Raw genomic sequence first — 22,016 nt, forward strand, 5'->3', positions numbered from 1 at the left:
AATGCGGTGTGTCAGTCAAAGATGATGTCGACTGACACACCGCATTCGCGAGCAAGCCCGCTCCCACATAAGAGCCAGCGTCACCACGATGTCCCGCATCACCCGCATTCGGCCACAGGGGCCTTATGTGGTAGGCTTTGCCGGTTTGCACGGTGGGCGTTTATGACCCGGTGTTTCGGCACGGGCGTTCTGATCGTCCCATTTGTCCGCCTTCAGGAGTTCTTATGCGTCTGACCCAGATTTTCGCCGCCGCAGCCATTGCGCTGGTCAGTACCTTTGCCGTCGCCGATGATGCGGCCGACAAAGCCATTCGTAAAAGCCTGGAAAACCTCCAGCTCGAGGTGCCGGTAGAAAGCATCACCGCCAGTCCGCTGCCGGGCCTGTACGAGGTCAAGCTGCAAGGCAGCCGCGTGCTCTACGCCAGCGCCGACGGCCAATACGTGGTGCAGGGCTACATGTTCCAGCTCAAGGACGGCAAACCGATCAACCTGACCGAGAAGGCCGAACGCCTGGGCGTGTCCAAACTGATCAACGCCATTCCAGTCGCGGAAACCGTGGTCTACCCGGCGATCGGCGAAACCAAATCGCACATCACCGTGTTTACCGATACCACCTGCCCGTACTGCCACAAGCTGCACGCTGAAGTGCCTGAGCTGAACAAGCGCGGCATCGAAGTGCGTTATGTCGCGTTCCCGCGCCAGGGCCTGGGCTCACCGGGTGATGAGCAGCTGCAAGCGGTCTGGTGCTCGAAAGACAAGAAAGCGGCCATGGACAAGATGGTCGACGGCAAGGAAATCAAGGCCGCCAAGTGCGATAACCCGGTTTCCAAGCAGTTCGCCCTCGGTCAGTCGATCGGCGTGAACGGTACACCGGCCATCGTTTTGGCCGACGGTCAGGTCATTCCGGGCTACCAGCCTGCGCCACAAGTCGCCAAACTGGCGTTGGGCGCGAAGTAAATTCGCATCGTCACGGTCAGCCATTGACGATCGTGGTTCGGCGGCAGCGTTCGCCGGGCCATTAATAGAGAACCGCGAGTATGCGGTTGTTTTCACGGCCGGCCTTGAGTCGGCCGTTTCATGGGGAGTTCACAGTGAAACCGGTCAAAGTAGGCATCTGTGGGTTAGGGACCGTCGGTGGCGGTACCTTCAACGTACTTCAGCGTAACGCCGAGGAAATTTCTCGTCGTGCCGGGCGTGGAATCGAAGTGGCACAAATTGCCATGCGCACGCCAAAGCCTCAGTTCCAGACGACCGGTATTGCGATTACCAACGATGTCTTCGAAGTGGCCACGAACCCTGAGATCGACATCGTCATAGAGCTGATGGGCGGCTACACCGTTGCCCGCGAGCTGGTACTCAAAGCGATCGAGAACGGAAAACATGTGGTGACCGCGAACAAGGCGTTGATCGCCGTTCACGGTAATGAAATTTTCGCCAAGGCCCGCGAGAAGGGCGTGATTGTGGCGTTCGAAGCCGCCGTGGCCGGTGGCATTCCGGTGATCAAGGCGATCCGTGAAGGCCTGTCGGCCAACCGCATCAACTGGGTCGCCGGCATCATCAACGGCACAGGTAACTTCATCCTCACCGAAATGCGTGAGAAGGGCCGGACTTTCGAAGACGTACTCGCCGAGGCACAGGCCCTGGGTTACGCCGAGGCCGATCCGACCTTCGACGTTGAAGGCATCGACGCGGCCCACAAGCTGACGATCCTGGCGTCCATCGCGTTCGGTATTCCGTTGCAGTTCGACAAGGCCTACACCGAAGGCATCACCAAGCTGACCACCGCTGACGTGAACTACGCCGAAGCGCTGGGCTATCGCATCAAGCACCTGGGCGTGGCGCGCAGCACCGCGGCCGGCATCGAACTGCGCGTGCACCCGACGCTGATCCCGGCCGATCGCCTGATCGCCAACGTCAACGGCGTGATGAACGCAGTGATGGTCAACGGTGATGCCGCCGGTTCGACCCTGTTCTACGGCGCTGGCGCTGGCATGGAGCCGACCGCTTCGTCGGTGATCGCCGACCTGGTGGACGTGGTTCGCGCCATGACGTCCGACCCGGAAAACCGCGTACCGCACCTGGCGTTCCAGCCGGACTCGCTGTCGGCCCACCCGATCCTGCCGATCGAGGCCTGCGAGAGCTCCTATTACCTGCGTATTCAGGCCAAGGATCATCCGGGCGTGTTGGCGCAGGTGGCGAGCATCCTGTCGGAGCGCGGCATCAACATCGAATCGATCATGCAGAAGGAAGTCGAAGAACACGACGGCCTGGTGCCGATGATCCTGCTGACTCATCGCGTGCTGGAACAGCACATGAACGACGCGATCGCCGCCCTGGAAGCCTTGGCGGGGGTAGTCGGTCCGGTCGTACGGATCCGCGTCGAGCACCTGAACTAAGCCGTTATCGTTCACCGGGCTCGCTTGCGAGCCCGGGTTTGCGAACACTGTCTATTGGAGCCAGTCATGCGTTATATCAGTACCCGCGGCCAGGCACCGGCCCTGAATTTCGAAGACGTCCTGCTGGCTGGTCTGGCCACGGACGGTGGTCTGTACGTCCCGGAAAACCTGCCACGTTTCACTCAGGAAGAAATCGCTTCCTGGGCCGGCCTGCCGTATCACGAGCTGGCCTTCCGGGTGATGCGCCCATTCGTGACCGGCAGCATTCCTGATGCCGATTTCAAAAAGATCCTCGAAGAAACCTACGGCGTGTTCTCGCACAACGCCGTGGCACCACTGCGTCAGCTGAACGGCAACGAATGGGTGCTGGAACTGTTCCACGGCCCGACCCTCGCGTTCAAAGACTTCGCCTTGCAGCTGCTGGGTCGTCTGCTCGACTACGTGCTGGAAAAACGTGGTGAGCGCGTAGTGATTGTCGGCGCTACCTCCGGCGACACCGGTTCGGCCGCCATCGAAGGCTGCAAGCACTGCGAAAACGTCGACATCTTCATCCTGCACCCGCACAACCGTGTGTCCGAAGTGCAGCGTCGTCAGATGACCACCATTTTCGGCGAGAACATCCACAACATCGCGATCGAAGGCAACTTCGATGACTGCCAGGAAATGGTCAAGGCCAGCTTCGCCGACCAGAGCTTCCTCAAAGGCACGCGTCTGGTGGCAGTGAACTCGATCAACTGGGCGCGAATCATGGCCCAGATCGTTTACTACTTCCACGCAGCCCTGCAGTTGGGCGGCCCGGCGCGCTCGGTATCGTTCTCGGTGCCGACCGGCAACTTCGGCGATATCTTCGCCGGTTACCTGGCACGCAACATGGGCCTGCCGATCAACCAGTTGATCGTCGCCACCAACCGCAACGACATCCTGCACCGCTTCATGAGCGGCAATCAGTACGTCAAGGACACCCTGCACGCCACGCTGTCGCCGTCGATGGACATCATGGTGTCGTCGAACTTCGAACGCCTGCTGTTCGACCTGCACGGTCGCAACGGCGCAGCGATCGCCGGGCTGATGGACACCTTCAAGCAGGGTGGCGGTTTCAGCGTCGAACAGGAACGCTGGACCGAAGCCCGCAAGCTGTTCGATTCGCTGGCTGTGGACGATGCTCAAACCTGCGAAACCATCGCCGAAGTCTTCGAGCAAACCGGCGAGCTGCTTGATCCGCACACCGCCATCGGCGTGAAGGCGGCGCGCGAGTGCCGTCGCAGCCTGGATATCCCGATGGTGATCCTCGGTACGGCGCATCCGGTCAAATTCCCGGACGCAGTGGAAAAAGCTGGCGTAGGAAAAGCGCTCGAACTGCCTGCACATCTTTCTGATTTGTTTGAAAGAGATGAGCGCTGCACCGTGCTGCCAAATGACCTGAAAGCCGTGCAGGCCTTTGTCAGCAAGCATGGCAACCGCGGCAAGCCTCTGTAACCAATTAAAACTGTCACATTTTGAAGCCCGTCTCCTGACGGGCTTTCTCATTTCTGCGTGCCACACTTGTCGGGTTTTCGCCCCATGAAGGACGGGCGAGTTGATCGCGAAGGAAGTGGCAATGCTGTTTTTCAGAGGGTTAAAACCAGCCGCGTGCTGGATGTTTTTTTTAGTCGGTACCCTGGGATTTGCTCAATGGGGGAGCGCGTCGCAATTGTCGGCAACCGATTCCAAAGGATCGGTTACTGGCCCAAGGATCGAGCTGGATGCTCAGGAGTTGAAATGGATTGCCGAGCATTCAAAAGTCATCGTCGCCTCGGTGCAGTACCCGCTGTACCTGTTCAAGGATAAGCACGGCCAATGGAGCGGCTTGAACAATGATCTGCTCAACCGCATCAGCGCGATGACGGGATTGCGGTTTGTTCACGAAGAATCGTTTTCCACCGATCAGTTGCTCGGGCGACTGGAAAGTGGCGCAGCGGACATGAGCACGACGCTGGCGATGAATGACGAACGCAAGACGTTTCTGGATTTCAGTCATGCGTTCGGTGGCGCTGGCTGGGTGTTCGTCGGGCGGGCCGGGGCGCCAGTGGTGCAATCCCTGGAGCAGCTGTCGGGAAGGGTTCTGGTGTTGCCGACCCGGCATGCGCTGGAGGCCACGATTCTCCGCGACTATCCTGACATCGAGCTGCGCTCGGTTAAAACCTACGCGGAGGCCCGGGCGCTGGTCGAGAGCGGTGAGGCCTATGCCACCATCGAAAACGAAACCGGAGCGCAACTCTATCCGTCCGGGCAGCTCAAGGTCGGGTATACGGTGGAGGGCAAATGGGAGGCGGACCACCTGGCCGTACGCAAAGGTCAGCCACAGCTGTCGAGCATCCTCAACAAGGCGCTCGAGGCGCTTGATCCTGCCGAATTGCGCGCCATTCGCCTGAAATGGCTCAATGGGATTGCCCCCGTCAAGGTGCCTGGCACCTGGCACCGACTCGCCGAGTGGGGCTGCTGGGGAATGTTTATCGCCAGCCTGTTCGGCCTGTTGTCCCTGCTCTGGAACCGACGGCTCACGCTATTGATCCAGCAACGCGTGGATGCCGAGAAAAGTCTGAGTGATCAGCTCGCCTTCCAGCATGCGCTGATGGACGCCATGCCCGATGCGGTGTTTGTTCGTGATCTGGAAGGGCGTTTGATCATGTGCAACAAAAGTTATGAGGAGGGCTTGTCGACCCGTTTCGACCAGGTTCAGGGACGACAGCTGATTGAACTGGACGTGTTGCCCAAAGAGACTGCCGAACTGCTGCATGCAGAGTTCATGGCCCAGCTCGGTACGCGCAAGACGCGCTTCAGTGAGCGTCAATTGATGTTCAACAACGGCGTCAGGCATATCTATCAGTGGACGGTGCCTTTTTACGGTGCCGACGGACAATTGCGGGGCTTGCTGGGAGGATGGACCGATATCGGCAAGCGCAAGCAACAGGCATGACGCGGCTGTTTTTTATCTGTCATCTTGGCCGTGCATGCTCTATTGACCCGAGGCGCAGGTTTCCCAGCAGTCGGTATCCAGAACTTTCTTCTCGAGCCAGTGGTCATTTACTGTAGGTACGCCCCAGGCACTTTGTTTTCGGACTATTGAGTGGTGATCGAGATGGAAAGTATCAGTCTATTGCTCGGTGAAGCTCTGAGCCCGTATCAGGTAACGTTGACCCCGTCGGGAACCCATGGCGAACGCCTGGTGACACTGAAAAATGCGACCGGCGCGATCGTGGTCGAGCGGGCGTTCAATCAGGCCCAACTGACCAGCAAACGTCTGCTGACGGATGTCGTCGACGGATTGCATCGCGACGTGCTGATCGCCGAAGGCAGGCTGGAGCCCTGCGTCATTGCGGCGTTACGTAATGCTGCACAGGACAAGATCCTGGCCAACCGTAATTGAATTGTTTTTTGTGGGAACCTTCCTGCGCTTAGGTCAGTCAGACCTTGTAACAGCAGGATCAAGCATTGTGCTCCGGTGCTTGTAGCTTGCTGCCACTGGTCTTTATGTAGACCACGTTTAACCCCGAGTCGTCTCCCCACTTCTCGGGGTTTCTTTTTGCCTGCGATTTGTCATTGCTCGGCCTGCTGCAGGAAAAATGCCCGGCTGGCTTCCAGGTAGTCGCTGCGACTTTCGGGGTCCAGCCAGGCGGCGTATGCCTGGCTCAAGTGATCGTGGGGCAGGGTGCGCAGCAGTTGGTTGATCTCGATGATCGCCTGCCGGCCCTGGGGAGTGTCGGTACAGCCGATGTAACCGGACAGGTATTTGCCCGTGCCGCGAATCGGGTAGAACTGCAATTCATCTTCCGCGATCCCTTGCTGCTGGGCCTGGTAGCGGATTTCCGAGCGGTACCCCAACAGCATCCGCAAGCGCCCCAGGCGTTGCATTTGCAACAGGCTGCCCAAGGCATCGTTACCGTAGTGGAGGGTCAGTGAGTTGGCTGGCGCTTGTTTGAGCAGCGCGTCGAGATATTCGCCGTAGTTGCGCTCGGCAATAATCCCCAGTTTCTCCCGGCCACTGGCCAGCAGGGCCGCCAGGTCCACTTCGCTGTCCTTGATAAAGGGCGCCAGGATCTCCCGGTCAACGCGTCGAACGGCCAGGCCATTGCTCATGGCCCGAAAGACCGGGATGGAAAACGCGATCCAATCATCGCGCTCCTTGCTCCAGTTCAGCGCCGCATCGCACGTGAGGGATGGCTCGTGGAGCATTTGCAAGCCGCGAGCGCGATTGACTCGCATCAGGGTGTGTTCGTATTGCGGCATGCGGGCGATCAGCAGCGGCAGCAGTTGATCAATGACGCCCTGGCCCTTTTTAGATCCTTCGAAAATCATCAGCGGTGGAAGGTCGCGCAACAGCCAGACCAGGGTTTCCTTCGGCTGCGCCCACGTTGGCTGAGCCTGGCCGGCGAGCAACAGAAAAAACCCGAACGCGCACAATGCTCGTCCGCCGCGCGTCAGGCAGTGGTTGATGGGCCGCGCAAGCAGGCGCCTCAGCTTAGATGGCCCCGTCTTCACGCAGCTTTGCGATCTGTTCCTTGTCATAACCAAGATCGTTGAGTACCTGCGCATTGTGTTCGCCCAACTGCGGCCCGACCCATTCCGATGTTCCGGGTGTCTCTGAGAGTTTCGGCACGATTCCCGGCATCTTGAAATCTTTGCCATCCGGCAACTTGGCCTTCAGGAACATTTCCCGGGCCAGGTACTGCGGATCACTGAACATGTCCTCGGCACTGAAGATCCGGCTGGCCGGTACGTCGGCCTGATTCAACTGCTCGATGATGGCGTCCAGCGGCAGCGAGTTGACCCAGCGATCAATCACCCCATAAATCTCGTCGCGACGGCTATCGCGTCCGTCGTTGCTCGCCAACACAGGGTCATTGGCCAGATCCTCGCGTCCAATGATCAGCATGAAGCGTTTGAAGATCGCATCGCCATTGGCGCCGATCTGCACATGTTTGCCGTCGGCACTGGTGTGGATCGAAGAGGGCGTGATGCCCGGCATGATGTTGCCGGTGCGTTCGCGGATGAAACCGAACACGTCGAATTCCGGGACCATGCTTTCCATCATGGCGAAGATCGCTTCATACAGCGCCACATCCACCACTTGGCCAAGGCCACCGTTGACCTCGCGATGACGCAGGGCCATCAATGCGCCGATTACACCCCACAACGCAGCAATAGAGTCACCGATGGAAATCCCGGTGCGTACCGGTGGCCGGTCTTCGAACCCGGTGATGTAGCGCAAGCCGCCCATGGATTCACCGACGGCGCCAAAGCCTGGCTGATCCTTCATCGGCCCGGTCTGACCGAAACCCGAGAGGCGCACCATCACCAGTTTCGGGTTCAGTGCGTGCAAGACTTCCCAGCTCAGGCCGAGCTTTTCCAGCACGCCAGGGCGAAAGTTCTCGATCAGGATGTCCGCCTCACTGAGCAGTTTTTTCAGGATCGCCAAGCCGTCGGGGTGTTTGAGGTTCAGGGTCAGGGATTTCTTGTTGCGCGCCTGGACGAACCACCACAGCGAGGTGCCTTCATACAGTTTTCGCCATTTGCGCAACGGATCGCCGCCATCGGGGGACTCGATTTTGATCACCTCGGCACCGAACTCGCCGCAAATGCGCGAGGCAAACGGCCCGGCGATCAGCGTACCCAATTCAATGACTTTCAGCCCTGAGAGCGGTTTTCCGGTGAGCGGCATGCTGGATCCTGTAGGACAAAGGTTGAGCGAAGACAGGGTTTTAACATAGCCGAACGTCAGACGACCAAGGTTGATCGCCTTCAATTCGTGGATTGCCTACCGCATCGGTTAGACTTGCCGCCTTTCCCCGTATCAAGAAGCCCGTTCATGGCCCAGCCGTCCACGACCTACAAGTTTGAACTGAACCTTACCGACCTCGACCGCAGCGTGTACGAGAGCGTGAAGCAGACCATCGCCCGTCACCCCTCGGAGACCGAAGAGCGTATGACCGTGCGGCTGCTGGCCTACGCCTTTTGGTACAACGAGCAGTTGTCGTTCGGTCGCGGTCTGTCAGACGTGGACGAACCTGCCCTGTGGGAAAAGAGCCTGGACGACCGTGTCCTGCACTGGATCGAAGTCGGCCAGCCAGACGCCGATCGCCTGACCTGGTGCTCGCGTCGCACCGAGCGCACCAGCCTGCTGGCCTACGGCAGCCTGCGCGTCTGGGAGACCAAAGTGATCCCGGCGATCAAAAACCTGAAAAACGTGCACATCGCTGCTGTTCCCCAGGACGTGCTGGAAACCCTGGCCAAAGACATGCCCCGGGTTATCAAGTGGGACGTGATGATCAGCGAAGGAACGATTTTCGTCACCGACGACCGTGGTCAGCATGAAGTCCAGTTGCAGTGGCTGAGCGGCGAACGCGGCTGATTACTCGCTGCTGGTCCGCGTTATCCGGTTTTATCCTACGTATTCAAGAGAAGCACCTGTCACCCCATGCGCATCGAACCTCGCCTGTTGCCCGACACCCTGCCATTCCTCGGTGATCTGCCGCCGCTGCTGACCCGGCTGTACGCGGCGCGGGGCGTGCTGTCCGAGGCTGAACTGGACAAGAGCCTGGCGCGGTTGATTCCGTACCAGCAGCTCAAAGGCATCGATGCGGCGGTGGATTTGCTGGTGACGGCCCTTGAACAGCGTCAGCGGATTCTGATCGTCGGTGACTTCGACGCCGATGGGGCGACGGCCAGCACCGTGGGCATGTTGGGCTTGCGCCTGCTGGGCGCGGCGCACGTCGACTACTTGGTGCCGAACCGGTTCGAGTATGGCTACGGCCTGACGCCGGAAATCGTTGAAGTGGCGCTGACCCGTACACCCCAGTTGCTGATCACTGTGGACAACGGAATCTCCAGCGTTGAAGGCGTGGCGGCGGCGAAAAAGGCCGGGCTCCAGGTGCTGGTCACCGACCACCACTTGCCCGGTGACGAGTTGCCGTTGGCCGATGCCATCGTCAATCCGAACCAACCGGGTTGCGAGTTTCCGAGCAAGGCGCTGGCCGGCGTCGGGGTGATTTTCTATGTGCTGATGGCTTTGCGTGCGCGTTTGCGCAGCCTCGGTTGGTACGAGAGCAAGCCACAACCGAACATCGGCGAGTTGCTGGACCTTGTGGCCCTGGGCAGCGTCGCCGACGTGGTACCGCTGGATGCCAACAACCGGATTCTGGTGCACCAAGGCCTGGAGCGGATTCGCGCCGGGCGCGCGCGACCGGGGATCAAGGCGATCCTCGAAGTCGCCAAGCGTGACCACACGCGCATCACCTCTACCGACCTGGGTTTCATTGTTGGCCCGCGTCTGAATGCGGCGGGGCGTCTGGATGACATGAGCCTGGGCATCGAATGCCTGCTCACCGAAGACGCTGCTCTGGCGCGTGAAATGGCCGCACAACTCGACGGCATGAACCAGGACCGCAAATCCATTGAGCAGGGCATGCAGCGTGAAGCGCTGGCTCAACTGAAGGATTTGCCGGTCGAGTCGATGCCGTTCGGCTTGTGCCTGTTCGATCCCGAGTGGCACCAAGGTGTCATCGGAATCCTCGCATCGCGTATGAAAGAACGCTATTTCCGTCCGACCATTGCCTTTGCCGATGCCGGCGATGGCTTGCTCAAGGGCTCGGGGCGTTCGGTTCAGGGTTTTCATATTCGTGACGCGTTGAGCGTGGTGGCGGCGCAGCATCCGAATCTGATCAGCAAATACGGCGGCCATGCGATGGCCGCCGGCCTGACACTGCCAGAAGCGAATTTTCCATTGTTCGCCGAAGCCTTTGACGCGGAAGTGCGTAGGCAATTACGCGAAGAAGACCTGACCGGGCGATTGCTGTCGGACGGCACGCTGGCGGTCGAGGAATTTCACCTGGAACTGGCTCGCGCCCTGCGTCATGCCGGACCCTGGGGGCAGCACTTCCCGGAGCCGTTGTTCCACGGCGTGTTCCAGCTGGTCGAGCAGCGAGTGGTCGGCGAGCGGCACCTCAAAGTGGTGCTGAAGAGTGAATGTGGCTCGGTAAAACTGGATGGCATTGCCTTCGGAATCGATCGCGACATCTGGCCGAATCCAACCATCAAGTGGGTGGAATTGGCCTACAAACTCGACCTCAACGAGTTCCGTGGCAACGAGACGGTGCAGTTGATGATTGCCCACATCGAACCGCGTTGAACTCTTCGCGAGCAAGCCCGCTCCCACATAGGTTTTGTGAACAGCACAGACCCCATGTGGGAGCGGGCTTGCTCGCGAAGGCGATCTCCCTCACGCCAAATTTCCCCGGAACCCGCCCTCATCCTCCGATGTCGACTAGTCTCTAAGCACTGCTTGATTATCCTTGTGACGTCTTGTCGAATTTTTTGCCCGCGGGGGCGGGTGCTGCACCTTTTTCCTGTCACTCGTCGACTTTCAAACAGAACCCTGGAGCCTGCCCACTGATTCGAGAGGTGCCCCATGAGTCTGCTGCTTGAACCCTATACCCTTCGCCAATTGACCCTGCTCAACCGCATTGCGGTATCGCCGATGTGCCAGTACTCCAGCGTTGATGGGCTGGCCAATGACTGGCACCTGGTCCACCTCGGCAGCCGCGCTGTCGGCGGCGCCGGCCTGGTGTTTACCGAAGCCACGGCGGTCACGGCCGATGGGCGCATCACCGCCGAGGACCTCGGCCTGTGGAACGATGAACAGATCGAACCGTTGCAACGCATCACGCGCTTCATTGCGGCGCAAGGCGCTGTGGCCGGCATTCAGTTGGCTCACGCCGGGCGCAAGGCCAGCACCCATCGGCCGTGGATCGGCAAACATGGCAGCGTCAAACCCGAAGACGGTGGCTGGGTGCCGGTGGGCCCTTCACCGATTGCTTTCGACCCGCAGCACACCCATCCCAGGCAGCTCGATGATGGCGAGATCGCTGAGGTCATTCAGGCCTTTGTCGCTTCGGCCAAGCGAGCGCTGACCGCCGGTTTCAAAGTGGTGGAAATACACGCCGCCCACGGTTATCTGTTGCATCAGTTTCTTTCGCCCCTGAGCAATCAGCGGCGCGATCAATATGGTGGTTCGTTCGAGAATCGCATCCGACTGGTGCTGCAAGTCACCGAAGCGGTGCGTGCGGTGTGGCCTGAAGAGCTACCGCTGTTCGTGCGGGTGTCGGCCACCGATTGGGTGGAAGACGGCTGGAACCCGGATGAAACCGTGGAGCTGGCGCGACGGCTCCACGCGTTGGGCGTAGACCTGATTGACGTCTCGTCGGGCGGTACGGCGGCCAACGCCGAGATTCCTACAGGTCCCGGGTATCAGACCCGCTTCGCTGAACGTGTGCGCAAAGAGTCAGGTATTGCCACCGGCACGGTAGGAATGATCACCGAGCCGGCACAGGCCGAGCACATTCTGCGTACCTGCCAGGCTGACATCATCTTTCTCGCCCGTGAGCTGTTGCGTGATCCGTACTGGCCACTGCATGCCGATGATGACCTGGGGGGACGCAAGGCCATCTGGCCAGCGCAGTATCAGCGGGCCACCCATCGTGAACAGCCGATTCATGAGTCGGATTTGCGTGACTGATTGATGCTGTAAAAACCAAAAAGCCCCGGTCGTTGTGATCGGGGCTTTTGCGTTTCTGTGCAGGAATGGTTGTTGCCTGTTCGGCCGTCTTCGCGGGCAAGCCCGCTCCCACAGGGGTGTAGTGGAGTTCACTCATTTTGTGCGACACCGCCGATCCTTGTGGGAGCGGGCTTGCCCGCGAAGAGGCCCGCCCAGACAACCAATTACCCTCAGGTGTACTTACGCTTCTCAGGCGCCGGCGGGAAATACTGGTACAACCAGGTCTCACTCAACGTCCGGTCATTGGTGCGAATGAACAGTCGCAGCTCAACCGGAGCCACGCTGTCATTGGTCGGGTACCAGTCAAAGGTAATGCGGTAACCCTTGATGTCATCCAGCACCAGCACGTTGAAATCCTTCACTTGCCCATTCGAGCACGTGACCACCGGCTCGATCCTCGCGCCTTCCGGCAAGCGATCCAGACCGCCTCCGGTGAAGTCCACGGCAAACCGTCGAGCCCAAACTTCCGGGTAATGCTCGCCTGGGGCCCAGCCTTCGATGAAGCCGCCCATGCCTGAACGAGTGGCGTTGACCCGCGCCAACGGCGTGCCGACCGGTGGCAGTGCGCTCCAGTACAGCTTGTAGCCGTAGTTCAGTGAGTCGCCGGCCGCGACCGGTTTTTTCGGGGTCCAGAATGCGACGATGTTATCCAGGGTTTCGCCCGTCGTAGGAATTTCCAACAGATCGATAGAGCCTTCGCCCCACGCAGTCGTAGGTTCTACCCACAGGCTCGGACGCTTGCTGTACCAGTCGACGGTGTCTTGATAGCTGTCGAACTCATGATCGGTCTGCACCAGACCGAAACCTTTCGGGTCGGTGTCGGCGAAGGCGTTGAATTGCAGGGTGGCCGGGTTGTTCAGCGGGCGGCAGATCCACTCGCCGTTGCCGCGCCACATGGCCAGGCGATCAGAATCGTGGATTTGCGGGTGAATCGTGTCGCACATGCGCCGTTCATGGGTGCCGCAGCTGAACATGCTGGTCATCGGCGCGATGCCCAGTTGTTCGATGGCAGTACGTGCATTGATGTGGGCATCGATGCCCATGACGACCTGGCTGGCCTGACAATCGATATCGAAACGGTAGGCACCGGTGGCGCTCGGTGAATCCAGCAGGGCGTAGACCACGAAACGGGTGCTGTCCTTGTCCGGGGTCTCGAACCAGAACTTGGTGAAATCCGGGAATTCTTCACGCTTCTTGGCATAGGTATCGATTGCCAGGCCGCGCGCCGACAGACCGTACTGGCCTGAGGCATCGACCGCACGGAAATAGCTGGCGCCGAGGAAGGACAGCACGTCGTGCTGGTCCAGCTCCGGGGCCTTGAACAGCTTGAACCCGGAAAACCCCAGGTCGCCCGTGAGCTGTTTGGTATCGACCGTGGTTTTTTCATAGTTGAACAGGGACGGGCGGAAATGCACCTCCCGCGCCTGACGCGTCTTGGGGTCGACGCTGTACATGCGCACCGGCTGCTTGAAACCCATGCCCACGTGGAAAAACTGCACATCCAGCTGACCATTGAGGTCATTCCACAGCGAGTGGTTGCCGTCGTAGCGGATCGCGTTGAAGTTCTGCGGTGTCATGGTCGCCAGGGTCGGCGGCAACACCTGCTTGGTGTCCTGATAGCGATTGCCGGCGAGTTGCTTGGCCTGGATCTTCAGCGCTTCGAAGTCGAACGCCTGAGCCTCGCCATCCGCCGCGCCGGTGCCGGCCCAGGCCCGCGAAGCCAGCAGACCGGTGGCTGATAATCCGGTGTAGGCAGCGATGGCCATGGACGCTTTGAGCAAATTCCTGCGGTGCATAAGTTCAACCTGTCGTGAACAATCCCGCGCCGTTCCTGGCACGTGCTGGATCAAAAATAAAGGTTCGGACATGCCTTCGGCCAAACGCAACGGACATTAAACAGATAACAAATAGCTTAAACCGTTCGGTTGCGGAGAAAAAATGATTGGTAGCACTTTGGCTTCGTGGCAATGAAACAAGAAATGTCGGTTAAGTTTTCCGACAGTACTTTCTGATTTATAGGGCATTTCTGCTTTTTTTGACTAATTACTCTAAAAATCGCTTTTCACCGCCGCGATAGTTCCTATTCTGTGTTCATGACCGACCTCTGCCCTTCAGGCCGGCGACTACAAAAAGGAGAGGGCGATGCGGTTTTTGAAGTTTTCTCGGGCTTATAGAAGGACATCGTCCATGACGAAAGTACAAGGCATCACCCAGTTGCTGGGAATCCTTCCTTGCCTGACCAGTGCGCGCCGAAGGCGTCGGGTCAGCTCGGACGAGATGAAGTTGTTGGAGCGCTATCGGGAGCTGTCGGAAAGCGACCAGATTGCGATGCGGTATCTGGTGGAGGCGATGAGGAGTGTTTCGCGGTTTTGACCGAGGATGGTTACCGTGAAAGCCATTTGGCTTTTACGGTGGCCAGGCGGGTCAGCTTGCCAGCATCGGCGTCGATGATGCCTTCCTGGATTGCTTGGCGGCGAGCCGCGATATTTTTTTGCTCAATGGTTTGTCGCAGATACTTTTCTGAAAAGGCGCTATCACTTGGAATCACTTCAGTGACGCTTTGGCTGGTGATGCGCGGTTGCTCACGGGTGCGGATTGCTCTTGCGGGAGATTGAACGGGGCTATTCAAACCAAAGGGGCAGACTATGAAGTCTGCCCCTTTTTCATTTATTCATCCCGCCTTCAACTGCAAGTGCCCATGATCGTGAACGGCCGTTGTGCCTGCATCAGATCAGGCATGTCCCGCCATTTGATCCAGGCCTGATGCTGCCAATGCAGCAGCGGCACCGAGATCCCGGCCCACTGCAACGAACTCAGGCTTGGAATGTTATCCACAGATGTAGCTTTCGACTCACGCAGCGAAGGTATGACTTCGTTGCTCAGCCATTGGCGCAGGTTTCGGTTTTCCGGGACGAAATGGTGCACCAGAAGGGCATACATTCCTGATTCGCTGACCATCAGTGATTCGACCGTTTTGCCATTCTTCAGCATCCAGACATATTGGCGCTGATCGGGATCGAGTTTCAGGGTGAGGCGTTGGTCCATCGGGCGGCCCATCAAGCGACCGAGATCCTGGACGCAGAACCAGGCTTGGTTGTCCTGCATGAAGGCGTGGAGGAAGCGGTTGTGGCGGGTGAAGATGGTTGGGGAGAAGTAAGGTAGAAGCGAGTTTTGAGCGTGTGCTGACATGAAGTGACTTCCGTTTTGAGTAGGAAAGTCGCCACCAACCCTTCGACAGGTTGGGTGGCGGACCGAGTGGCGTTCGAAGTCGGGACACTTCCAATCAAAACGGAAGCCGGAAGGCCCGCGCCACACGGCCCGCCATAAATCAGAACTGAAGACATGAAACTGCCTCAATTCTATGGGGGGCGCGTAAGCACCGTTTTGAAATTTCCCGGCTTCGACCCCGGGTCGCTGATTTGGCAGCGACGAGGTAAAGCCTATCGTTCAGGCGCTCGCGGCGCCAAGTCTACTCTGGCGACGCGTGATGTAGGAATTGGTGTCTACGCCGGAAGGTTCGATCTGTAGGAATTTCCTGTTTTTGCCTGAAGTGCAGTCAAGCAGCGTCACAGCCGTGGTTTTTCCTATAGTTTTTCCCGCATTCAGGAACGAACTGCAGGTTTGCTACATGTTGATCGAATTTTCAGTTTCCAATTATCGCTCCTTCCGTGACAAGCAAACCCTGTCCATGGCTGCGACGCCGCGCTTGAGCAAAAAGCGCAACGTGTTCACACCCATCGTAAATGGAGAAAAGCTGCCTGATTTATTGAAAGTGGCGGCGATTTACGGACCGAACGCATCCGGTAAGTCTTCGCTTATCCGGGCAATGGGGGTCATGGGGAGTTTGCTCGCTTCGATACCTACATCAAATGATGAGCCGCTACCTGTCTCTCCATTTCGTTTTGACCCGCAACTTCAAAACGAACCCAGTTCTTTTGAGTACAACTTCATTCAACGCGGGGTCCGATATCGGTTTGTTCTGCGCATGACTGTGCAGCGAATTGTCGAGGAACAATTGGATTCCTATCCCAAAGGTAAGGAAACGCTGTTGTATTCGCGTCGCTTTGTAGATGAGGGGGAGCATTATGTTTTTGGCTCAAGCCTCGAGGGTGGCAAAGAGGTGCACAACGCCTGGCGGCGTCTGACGAGCCCCAAGATGTTGTTTATTTCGCAGGCGGTTGCGAACAGTAGTGAAGAGTTGACTCAGTTGCGGGGGCCGTTTAGCTGGTTTCAAACCGGTCTACTCGTTATTGAGCAGAACAACATGATGGGGCTGTCAGCAGCGTCCATCAGATTTCTTCGGATGGCCTCGGATTACACACATGATTTACGAGACTTTCTAAAGGAAGTGGATATCCCGGTGTCAGCGATCCGGCTCAACACCGAAGACGCAGAGTCTGTTCAACACACCAAAAAACTCACACTGAAAGAGTTCTTCGCCGCAGCCCAAAAAGACAAAGTAACCCTCACACATACGAGCTTTTTAGGCACCGCTGAGTTTGATTTTTCCGAGGAGTCCGACGGTACGAAAAACCTGATTGGATTCTGGCTGCCCTGGTTCATGATCAATCACGCCGATGGTAGCGGGATACTTTCTGTCGATGAGTTGGACAGCAGTCTTCATCCCTCAATAGTCGCGGACTTGATTGAGAAGCACCTGGACGGTGGGTTGGATACTCAACTGATCTTTACCACTCACGACACTCATCTGATGAACGCCAAAGCGCTTCGGCGCGATCAGTTCTGGATCACCGAAAGAGACGCTAACGGTGCAACCTGCCTTTTTTCTGTTTACGACTTTGAAGGACGGGAAGGGGAGGATGTTGAGAAACGCTACTTTGAAGGTCGTTATCGCGGGTTGCCACTGATAAGGCGGGGTTGATCATGGCGCGTTCGAAACAAGAGCTTGTACTAACACTTTGAACCCAGCCCGCATCGCTGCGGGCTGGGCAATTACTACTACCGACTAACCTTCCAAGCATCCCCCGCAGGCGCAGTCCCATGGTCATATGGCTTGGCCAGCCACATGTAAACCAGCCCCAACCCAATCACGATCGCAGTACTCAACACCATCGCGTAGTTGATGTACCACGCCGCATCCGGCGTGCGTGGCCAGGCCATGTTGATGATCGCGCTGACGCCATAGACCAGCGCGCCGATGTTCACGGCCCAGCCCCAGGCGCCGAGGGTGAATTTGCCGCTCGGTTTCCAGCCTTTCATGCGCGCATAGAGTGCTGCGAGCACGATCATCTGGAACGCCAGGTAGATGCCGATGGCCGCGAAGCTGACGATGGTTGCCACCGCATCCTGCAGGAAGAAGCCCAGCACAATGATCAGCGCCGGCAGGACGCCGGACACGAACAGTGCCGCAACCGGCACCTGAGTCGTAGGGGAAATTTTCTTCAGCAGTGAGCTGCCGATGACCATTTCATCCCGGGCGTAGGAATACAGCAGACGACTCGCCGCCGCTTGCAGGCTGATGACGCAGGAGATGAAGGAAATCATCACCACGCCCATTACCACTTTCGAACCGACCGGGCCAAAGGCGTTGTTGAGGATGGTGGTGACCGGGTCCTTGTCGGTGCCATTGATCACTGCTTGCATGTCTGGCACGGCGAGGATCAGCGCCAGGCAGGCGAACATCGCCGCGATGCCGCCGATGTAGATGGTCATGCGCATGGCCACCGGGATTTGCTTGCTCGGGTTCGGGGTTTCTTCGGCCACGTCGCCGCAGGCCTCGAAGCCGTAGTACAGGAACATCCCCGCCAGCGAGGCGGTGAGGAACGCTGGCAGATACGAGCCGTCGATGCTGATATCGAAGGTGTTGAACAACACACTGATCGATTGATGACGCTCGAAGATCAGCAGGTAAACGCCGACGATCACTGCGCCGACCAGCTCGCAGAGAAAACCGAACATGGCGATCCGCGCCAGCACTTTGGTACCGCTGAGGTTGACCAGGGTGGCGAACAGCGTCAGGAACAGTGCGATGACGATGTTGGTGTTGTTGTTCGGCTCAAAGCCCATCATGGCGGCCAGGTACGGACCGGCGCCCACTGCAACGGCGGCGATGGTGACGCACAGGGCGATGGAGTAGATCCAGCCGACCATCCACGCCCAGCGCTTGCCCACCAAGCGACGAGCCCACGGGTACACGCCGCCGGAAATCGGGAACTGCGAGACCACTTCACCGAAGATCAGGCACACCAGCAACTGGCCGCAGCCGACCAGCAAATACGCCCAGAACATCGGAGGCCCACCGGCGGCGAGGCACAGGCCGAACAGGGTATAAACCCCTACGACCGGAGAGAGATAAGTGAAGCCCAGGGCGAAGTTTTCCCACAGGCTCATGCTGCGATTGAAGTTTGAGGTGTAACCCAGCTTGCGCAGTTGCTCGGCATCGCTGTCGGCAACGGCTGCGGAGAGTTCGGGTGATGCACTCATGGTGTGTTAACTCCGGAAAATCGGCAGATTTCGGATGTCCGAAACCGTGACAGGGCCATGACGGCGCTGCCCGGATCGGTGGTTATTGTTTTGGTTGTCTGGGGTGGAGCCTGGTGGTGCTTGGTGCCGGTTTCTTCCTTGACGTAGCGGTGACGCCTTCGCGAGCAAGCCCGCTCCCACATTTGGAATGCATTCCCCTGTGGGAGCGGGCTTGCTCGCGAAGCTTTTAGTGCTTGAACATCACATGCCGAACGACGGTGTAGTCCTCCAGCCCGTACATGGACATGTCCTTGCCATAACCGGACAGTTTCTGACCGCCGTGCGGCATTTCGCTGACCAGCATGAAGTGTGTATTCACCCAGGTGCAGCCGTACTGCAAGCGTGCGGACAAGCGATGCGCACGACCGACGTCCGAGGTCCACACCGACGACGCCAGGCCGTAGTTCGAATCGTTGGCCCAGCCCAGCACCTGCGCTTCATCGGCGAACTTGGTCACCGACACCACCGGCCCGAACACTTCACGACGGACGATTTCATCGTCCTGTTGCGCGTCGGCCAACACCGTCGGTTCGAAGAAGAAGCCATTGCCTTCAACAGCCTTGCCGCCAGTGATCAATCGGATATGCGGCTGCGCCAAGGCACGCTCGACAAACCCGGCCACGCGGTCGCGATGTTGCGCGGTGATCAGCGGGCCCAGTTCGGTCGACGGATCATCCTGCACGCCGTACTTGATGCTGCTGACCGCTTCGCCGAGCTTTTCGACGAATTTGTCGTAGATGCCTTCCTGCGCGTAGATACGGCAGGCGGCGGTGCAGTCCTGGCCGGCGTTGTAGAAACCGAAGGTGCGAATGCCTTCCACGGCAGCATCGATGTCGGCGTCGTCGAAGATGATCACCGGAGCCTTGCCGCCCAGTTCCATGTGCATGCGTTTGACGCTGTCGGCGGTGCTGGAAATGATGTTCGAACCGGTGGCGATCGAACCGGTCAGCGAGACCATGCGCACTTTCGGGTGTGTGACCAATGGATGACCAACCGTAGGACCACGACCGAACACCAGGTTCAGCACGCCGGCCGGGAAAATCTCCGACGCCAGTTCCGCCAGACGCAGCGCGGTCAGCGGGGTTTGTTCCGACGGCTTGAGCACCACGGTATTACCCGCCGCGAGGGCCGGGGCGATTTTCCAGGCGACCATCATCAGCGGGTAGTTCCACGGTGCGATGGACGCGATCACGCCAACCGGGTCGCGGCGGATCATCGAGGTGTGGCCGTGCAGGTATTCACCGCCCGCCGAACCGCTCATGCAACGGCTGGCGCCGGCGAAGAAACGGAACACGTCGGCAATCGCCGGGATCTCGTCGTTCAGTGCAGCACTGTAAGGCTTGCCGCAGTTGTCCGATTCCAGTTTGGCCAGCTCTTCGCCGTGGGTTTCAATGGCGTCGGCGAGTTTGAGCAGCAGCAGCGAACGTTCTTTCGGCGTGGTTTGCGACCAGCCTTCGAAGGCGCTGTCGGCGGCACGCACGGCGGCATCGACCTGGGCTTCACTGGCTTCGTTGATTTCCACCAACACACGACCGAGGGCCGGGTTGAACACTGGTTGGGCGGGGCCTTCGCCGTCGATCAGTTGGCCATTGATCAAGAGTTTGGTTTGCATGGCTTTATCCTTTTCGAAAGTGTTGTTTTCTTGTGGGAGCGGGCTTGCTCGCGAAGGGGCCATCACATTCAACATTGATGTTGCCTGATACACCGCTTTCGCGAGCAAGCCCGCTCCCACATTTGAACCGGTTCCTACAGGGGTTAGTCGTTGTCCGTTATTTCCCGCCACTGCCCGCAACGCTTTCGCCGCCACGGGTCAGGTAATAGGCGCCGAGGATCGGCAGCATGGTCACCATCATCACCAGCATTGCGACGACGTTGGTCACTGGCACATCCCGTGGGCGGCTGAGCTGGTTAAGCAGCCACAGCGGCAGGGTGCGTTCATGGCCAGCGGTGAAGGTGGTGACGATGATTTCGTCGAACGACAGGGCGAACGCCAACATGCCGCCGGCCAGCAAGGCCGAGCCGAGGTTCGGCAGGACGATGTAGCGAAAGGTCTGCCAGCCGTCGGCGCCGAGGTCCATCGAGGCCTCGATCAAACTGTGAGAAGTGCGACGCAAGCGGGCGATGACGTTGTTGTAGACGATCACCACACAGAAGGTCGCGTGACCGACGATGATGGTGAACATTCCCGGCTCGATCCCCAGCGTCTTGAAGGTCGCCAGCAACGCGATGCCGGTGATGATCCCCGGCAAGGCAATCGGCAGGATCAGCATCAGCGAGATGCCTTGCTTGCCGAAGAAATCCCGGCGGTACAACGCCGCCGATGCCAGCGTGCCGAGGACCAGCGCAATCAACGTCGCGACGGAGGCAATTTGCAGCGACAGCTTGATCGCTTCCAGCACGTCGGGTCGCAAGAACGCCACGCCGATCCACTTCAACGTGAAGCCTTTAGGCGGAAAGCTGAACGCTGCGTCTTCGGTGTTGAAGGCGTACAGGAAGATGATCAGGATCGGAAAGTGCAGAAACAGCAACCCGCCCCAGGCCGCGATGCGCAAGCCAAGTGAGGCTTTCTCCCCGTGGGTTTCCGGCGCTGGTTTTTTTGCATCAGAGCGCATCGAAGGCCCCCAGTCGTTTCACGATAGTCAGGTAAATGGCGATCAACACAATCGGCACCAACGTGAAGGCCGCGGCCATCGGCATGTTGCCGATCGCGCCTTGCTGGGCGTACACCATGCTGCCGACGAAGTAGCCCGGCGGGCCCACCAGTTGCGGCACGATGAAATCGCCCAGGGTCAGTGAAAAGGTGAAGATCGAACCGGCCGCGATGCCCGGAATCGACAGCGGCAAAGTCACTTGCATAAAGGTCTGGCGCGGCTTGGCGCCAAGGTCGGCCGAGGCTTGCAGCAAGGACGGCGGCAGACGTTCCAGCGAGGCCTGAATCGGCAGGATCATGAACGGCAGCCAGATGTAGACGAACACCATGAACCGGCCCAGGTGCGAGGTCGACAAGGTGCTGCCGCCGACGCCCGGAATGCCCAAAACGAATTGCAAAACCGGCTCAAGCCCCAGGTGCTGGACGAACCACTGCGCCACACCGCCCTTGGCCAGCAGCAAGGTCCAGGCATACGCCTTGACGATGTAACTGGCCCACATCGGCATCATCACCGCGATGTAGAAAAACGCCTTGGTTTTGCCGGTGGTGTAGCGCGCCATGTAGTAGGCAATCGGGAACGCGACGATGGCGCTGGCGATCGACACGACGACGGCCATGCTCAAGGTGCGCAGGATGATGTCGAAGTTCGACGGCTGGAACAGGGCAGCGAAGTTCGCCAGGGTCAGGTCGGGCGTGACCGCCATGGTGAAGTCATCGAAGGTGTAGAAGCCTTGCCACAGCAGAACCAGCAGCGAGCCGAGGTAGATCGCGCCGAACCACAGCAGCGGCGGCACCAGCAGCAGCGACAGGTAAAAATTCGGCCGGCGATACAGCAGGTTGGAAAACCTGCGCAACGGCGAGCCGCCGGTCGGGGTTTGAGGGAGCGCCACGCTGTTCAT

General features: G+C 58.8%; 19 protein-coding genes. 10 read left to right on the forward strand and 9 right to left on the reverse strand.

Annotated elements, in window-relative coordinates; all coding sequences use genetic code 11:
- Positions 1-224: 224 nt before the first annotated feature.
- The 5 genes from dsbC to KGB03_RS21825 all read left to right on the forward strand — a co-directional run bounded on the left by dsbC (position 225) and on the right by KGB03_RS21825 (position 5,801).
- Positions 225-956, forward strand: coding sequence for a bifunctional protein-disulfide isomerase/oxidoreductase DsbC (gene dsbC / locus KGB03_RS21805; protein ID WP_192406304.1), 732 nt, complete (start codon positions 225-227; stop codon positions 954-956).
- 134 nt (positions 957-1,090) lie between these two features.
- On the forward strand, positions 1,091-2,395 hold the full coding sequence (locus tag KGB03_RS21810) for a homoserine dehydrogenase (protein ID WP_074880855.1): 1,305 nt from the start codon (positions 1,091-1,093) through the stop codon (positions 2,393-2,395).
- A 66-nt stretch (positions 2,396-2,461) separates the two neighbouring features.
- Positions 2,462-3,871 carry a threonine synthase gene (gene thrC / locus KGB03_RS21815; RefSeq protein WP_076029878.1) on the forward strand — a complete coding sequence of 470 codons (1,410 nt, stop codon included), beginning with the start codon at positions 2,462-2,464 and terminating at the stop codon, positions 3,869-3,871.
- Positions 3,872-3,992: 121 nt separating this feature from the next.
- Positions 3,993-5,351, forward strand: coding sequence for a transporter substrate-binding domain-containing protein (locus KGB03_RS21820; RefSeq protein ID WP_223528887.1), 1,359 nt, complete (start codon positions 3,993-3,995; stop codon positions 5,349-5,351).
- Between the two features lie 162 nt (positions 5,352-5,513).
- Positions 5,514-5,801, forward strand: coding sequence for a DUF3509 domain-containing protein (locus KGB03_RS21825; RefSeq protein ID WP_223528890.1), 288 nt, complete (start codon positions 5,514-5,516; stop codon positions 5,799-5,801).
- A 170-nt stretch (positions 5,802-5,971) separates the two neighbouring features.
- Here KGB03_RS21825 and KGB03_RS21830 read toward each other — a convergent pair whose 3' ends face one another.
- Entirely contained in the window at positions 5,972-6,940 is a 969-nt protein-coding gene (locus KGB03_RS21830; RefSeq protein ID WP_218537935.1) for a TIGR02285 family protein, read from the reverse strand.
- Positions 6,894-8,093 (reverse strand): CaiB/BaiF CoA transferase family protein, encoded by a 1,200-nt coding sequence (locus tag KGB03_RS21835; RefSeq protein WP_218537934.1) that lies wholly within the window; start codon positions 8,091-8,093, stop codon positions 6,894-6,896. Before KGB03_RS21835 ends, KGB03_RS21830 begins: the two co-directional genes overlap by 47 nt.
- Positions 8,094-8,240: 147 nt before the next feature.
- On the opposite strand from KGB03_RS21835, the gene KGB03_RS21840 reads away from it, so the two are divergent.
- The 3 genes from KGB03_RS21840 to KGB03_RS21850 all read left to right on the forward strand — a co-directional run bounded on the left by KGB03_RS21840 (position 8,241) and on the right by KGB03_RS21850 (position 11,945).
- The gene (locus KGB03_RS21840; RefSeq protein ID WP_008151638.1) at positions 8,241-8,783 is read left to right on the forward strand and encodes a YaeQ family protein; all 543 of its coding nucleotides are present in this window, start codon (positions 8,241-8,243) and stop codon (positions 8,781-8,783) included.
- Positions 8,784-8,849: 66 nt separating this feature from the next.
- The gene (gene recJ / locus KGB03_RS21845; RefSeq protein ID WP_223528892.1) at positions 8,850-10,559 is read left to right on the forward strand and encodes a single-stranded-DNA-specific exonuclease RecJ; all 1,710 of its coding nucleotides are present in this window, start codon (positions 8,850-8,852) and stop codon (positions 10,557-10,559) included.
- 279 nt (positions 10,560-10,838) lie between these two features.
- Positions 10,839-11,945, forward strand: a complete 1,107-nt coding sequence (locus tag KGB03_RS21850) for an NADH:flavin oxidoreductase/NADH oxidase (protein WP_218537932.1) — start codon at positions 10,839-10,841, stop codon at positions 11,943-11,945.
- 209 nt (positions 11,946-12,154) lie between these two features.
- Here KGB03_RS21850 and KGB03_RS21855 read toward each other — a convergent pair whose 3' ends face one another.
- Entirely contained in the window at positions 12,155-13,780 is a 1,626-nt protein-coding gene (locus tag KGB03_RS21855) for a glucan biosynthesis protein D (protein WP_223528896.1), read from the reverse strand.
- A 391-nt stretch (positions 13,781-14,171) separates the two neighbouring features.
- On the opposite strand from KGB03_RS21855, the gene KGB03_RS21860 reads away from it, so the two are divergent.
- Positions 14,172-14,357 (forward strand): hypothetical protein, encoded by a 186-nt coding sequence (locus KGB03_RS21860; RefSeq protein WP_111451415.1) that lies wholly within the window; start codon positions 14,172-14,174, stop codon positions 14,355-14,357.
- 10 nt (positions 14,358-14,367) lie between these two features.
- Here KGB03_RS21860 and KGB03_RS21865 read toward each other — a convergent pair whose 3' ends face one another.
- Together KGB03_RS21865 and KGB03_RS21870 are read right to left on the reverse strand one after the other, a co-directional pair.
- On the reverse strand, positions 14,368-14,613 hold the full coding sequence (locus tag KGB03_RS21865) for a hypothetical protein (RefSeq protein WP_218537930.1): 246 nt from the start codon (positions 14,611-14,613) through the stop codon (positions 14,368-14,370).
- A 53-nt stretch (positions 14,614-14,666) separates the two neighbouring features.
- Positions 14,667-15,173 (reverse strand): Bro-N domain-containing protein, encoded by a 507-nt coding sequence (locus KGB03_RS21870; RefSeq protein ID WP_218537929.1) that lies wholly within the window; start codon positions 15,171-15,173, stop codon positions 14,667-14,669.
- A 439-nt stretch (positions 15,174-15,612) separates the two neighbouring features.
- On the opposite strand from KGB03_RS21870, the gene KGB03_RS21875 reads away from it, so the two are divergent.
- The gene (locus KGB03_RS21875; protein WP_223528898.1) at positions 15,613-16,866 is read left to right on the forward strand and encodes an AAA family ATPase; all 1,254 of its coding nucleotides are present in this window, start codon (positions 15,613-15,615) and stop codon (positions 16,864-16,866) included.
- A gap of 77 nt (positions 16,867-16,943) precedes the next feature.
- On the opposite strand, the gene KGB03_RS21880 is transcribed toward KGB03_RS21875, so the two are convergent.
- The 4 genes from KGB03_RS21880 to KGB03_RS21895 form a co-directional block, all read right to left on the reverse strand.
- Positions 16,944-18,428 carry an APC family permease gene (locus KGB03_RS21880; protein ID WP_223528900.1) on the reverse strand — a complete coding sequence of 495 codons (1,485 nt, stop codon included), beginning with the start codon at positions 18,426-18,428 and terminating at the stop codon, positions 16,944-16,946.
- Positions 18,429-18,654: 226 nt separating this feature from the next.
- Positions 18,655-20,079, reverse strand: coding sequence for a gamma-aminobutyraldehyde dehydrogenase (locus KGB03_RS21885; protein ID WP_223528902.1), 1,425 nt, complete (start codon positions 20,077-20,079; stop codon positions 18,655-18,657).
- A gap of 157 nt (positions 20,080-20,236) precedes the next feature.
- Positions 20,237-21,079 carry an ABC transporter permease gene (locus tag KGB03_RS21890; protein WP_111451389.1) on the reverse strand — a complete coding sequence of 281 codons (843 nt, stop codon included), beginning with the start codon at positions 21,077-21,079 and terminating at the stop codon, positions 20,237-20,239.
- Entirely contained in the window at positions 21,069-22,016 is a 948-nt protein-coding gene (locus KGB03_RS21895; RefSeq protein ID WP_134101844.1) for an ABC transporter permease, read from the reverse strand. The genes KGB03_RS21890 and KGB03_RS21895 overlap by 11 nt, the downstream gene beginning before the upstream one ends.

Source organism: Pseudomonas sp. BF-B-26 (assembly GCF_019956495.1).
Classification (GTDB): domain Bacteria; phylum Pseudomonadota; class Gammaproteobacteria; order Pseudomonadales; family Pseudomonadaceae; genus Aquipseudomonas.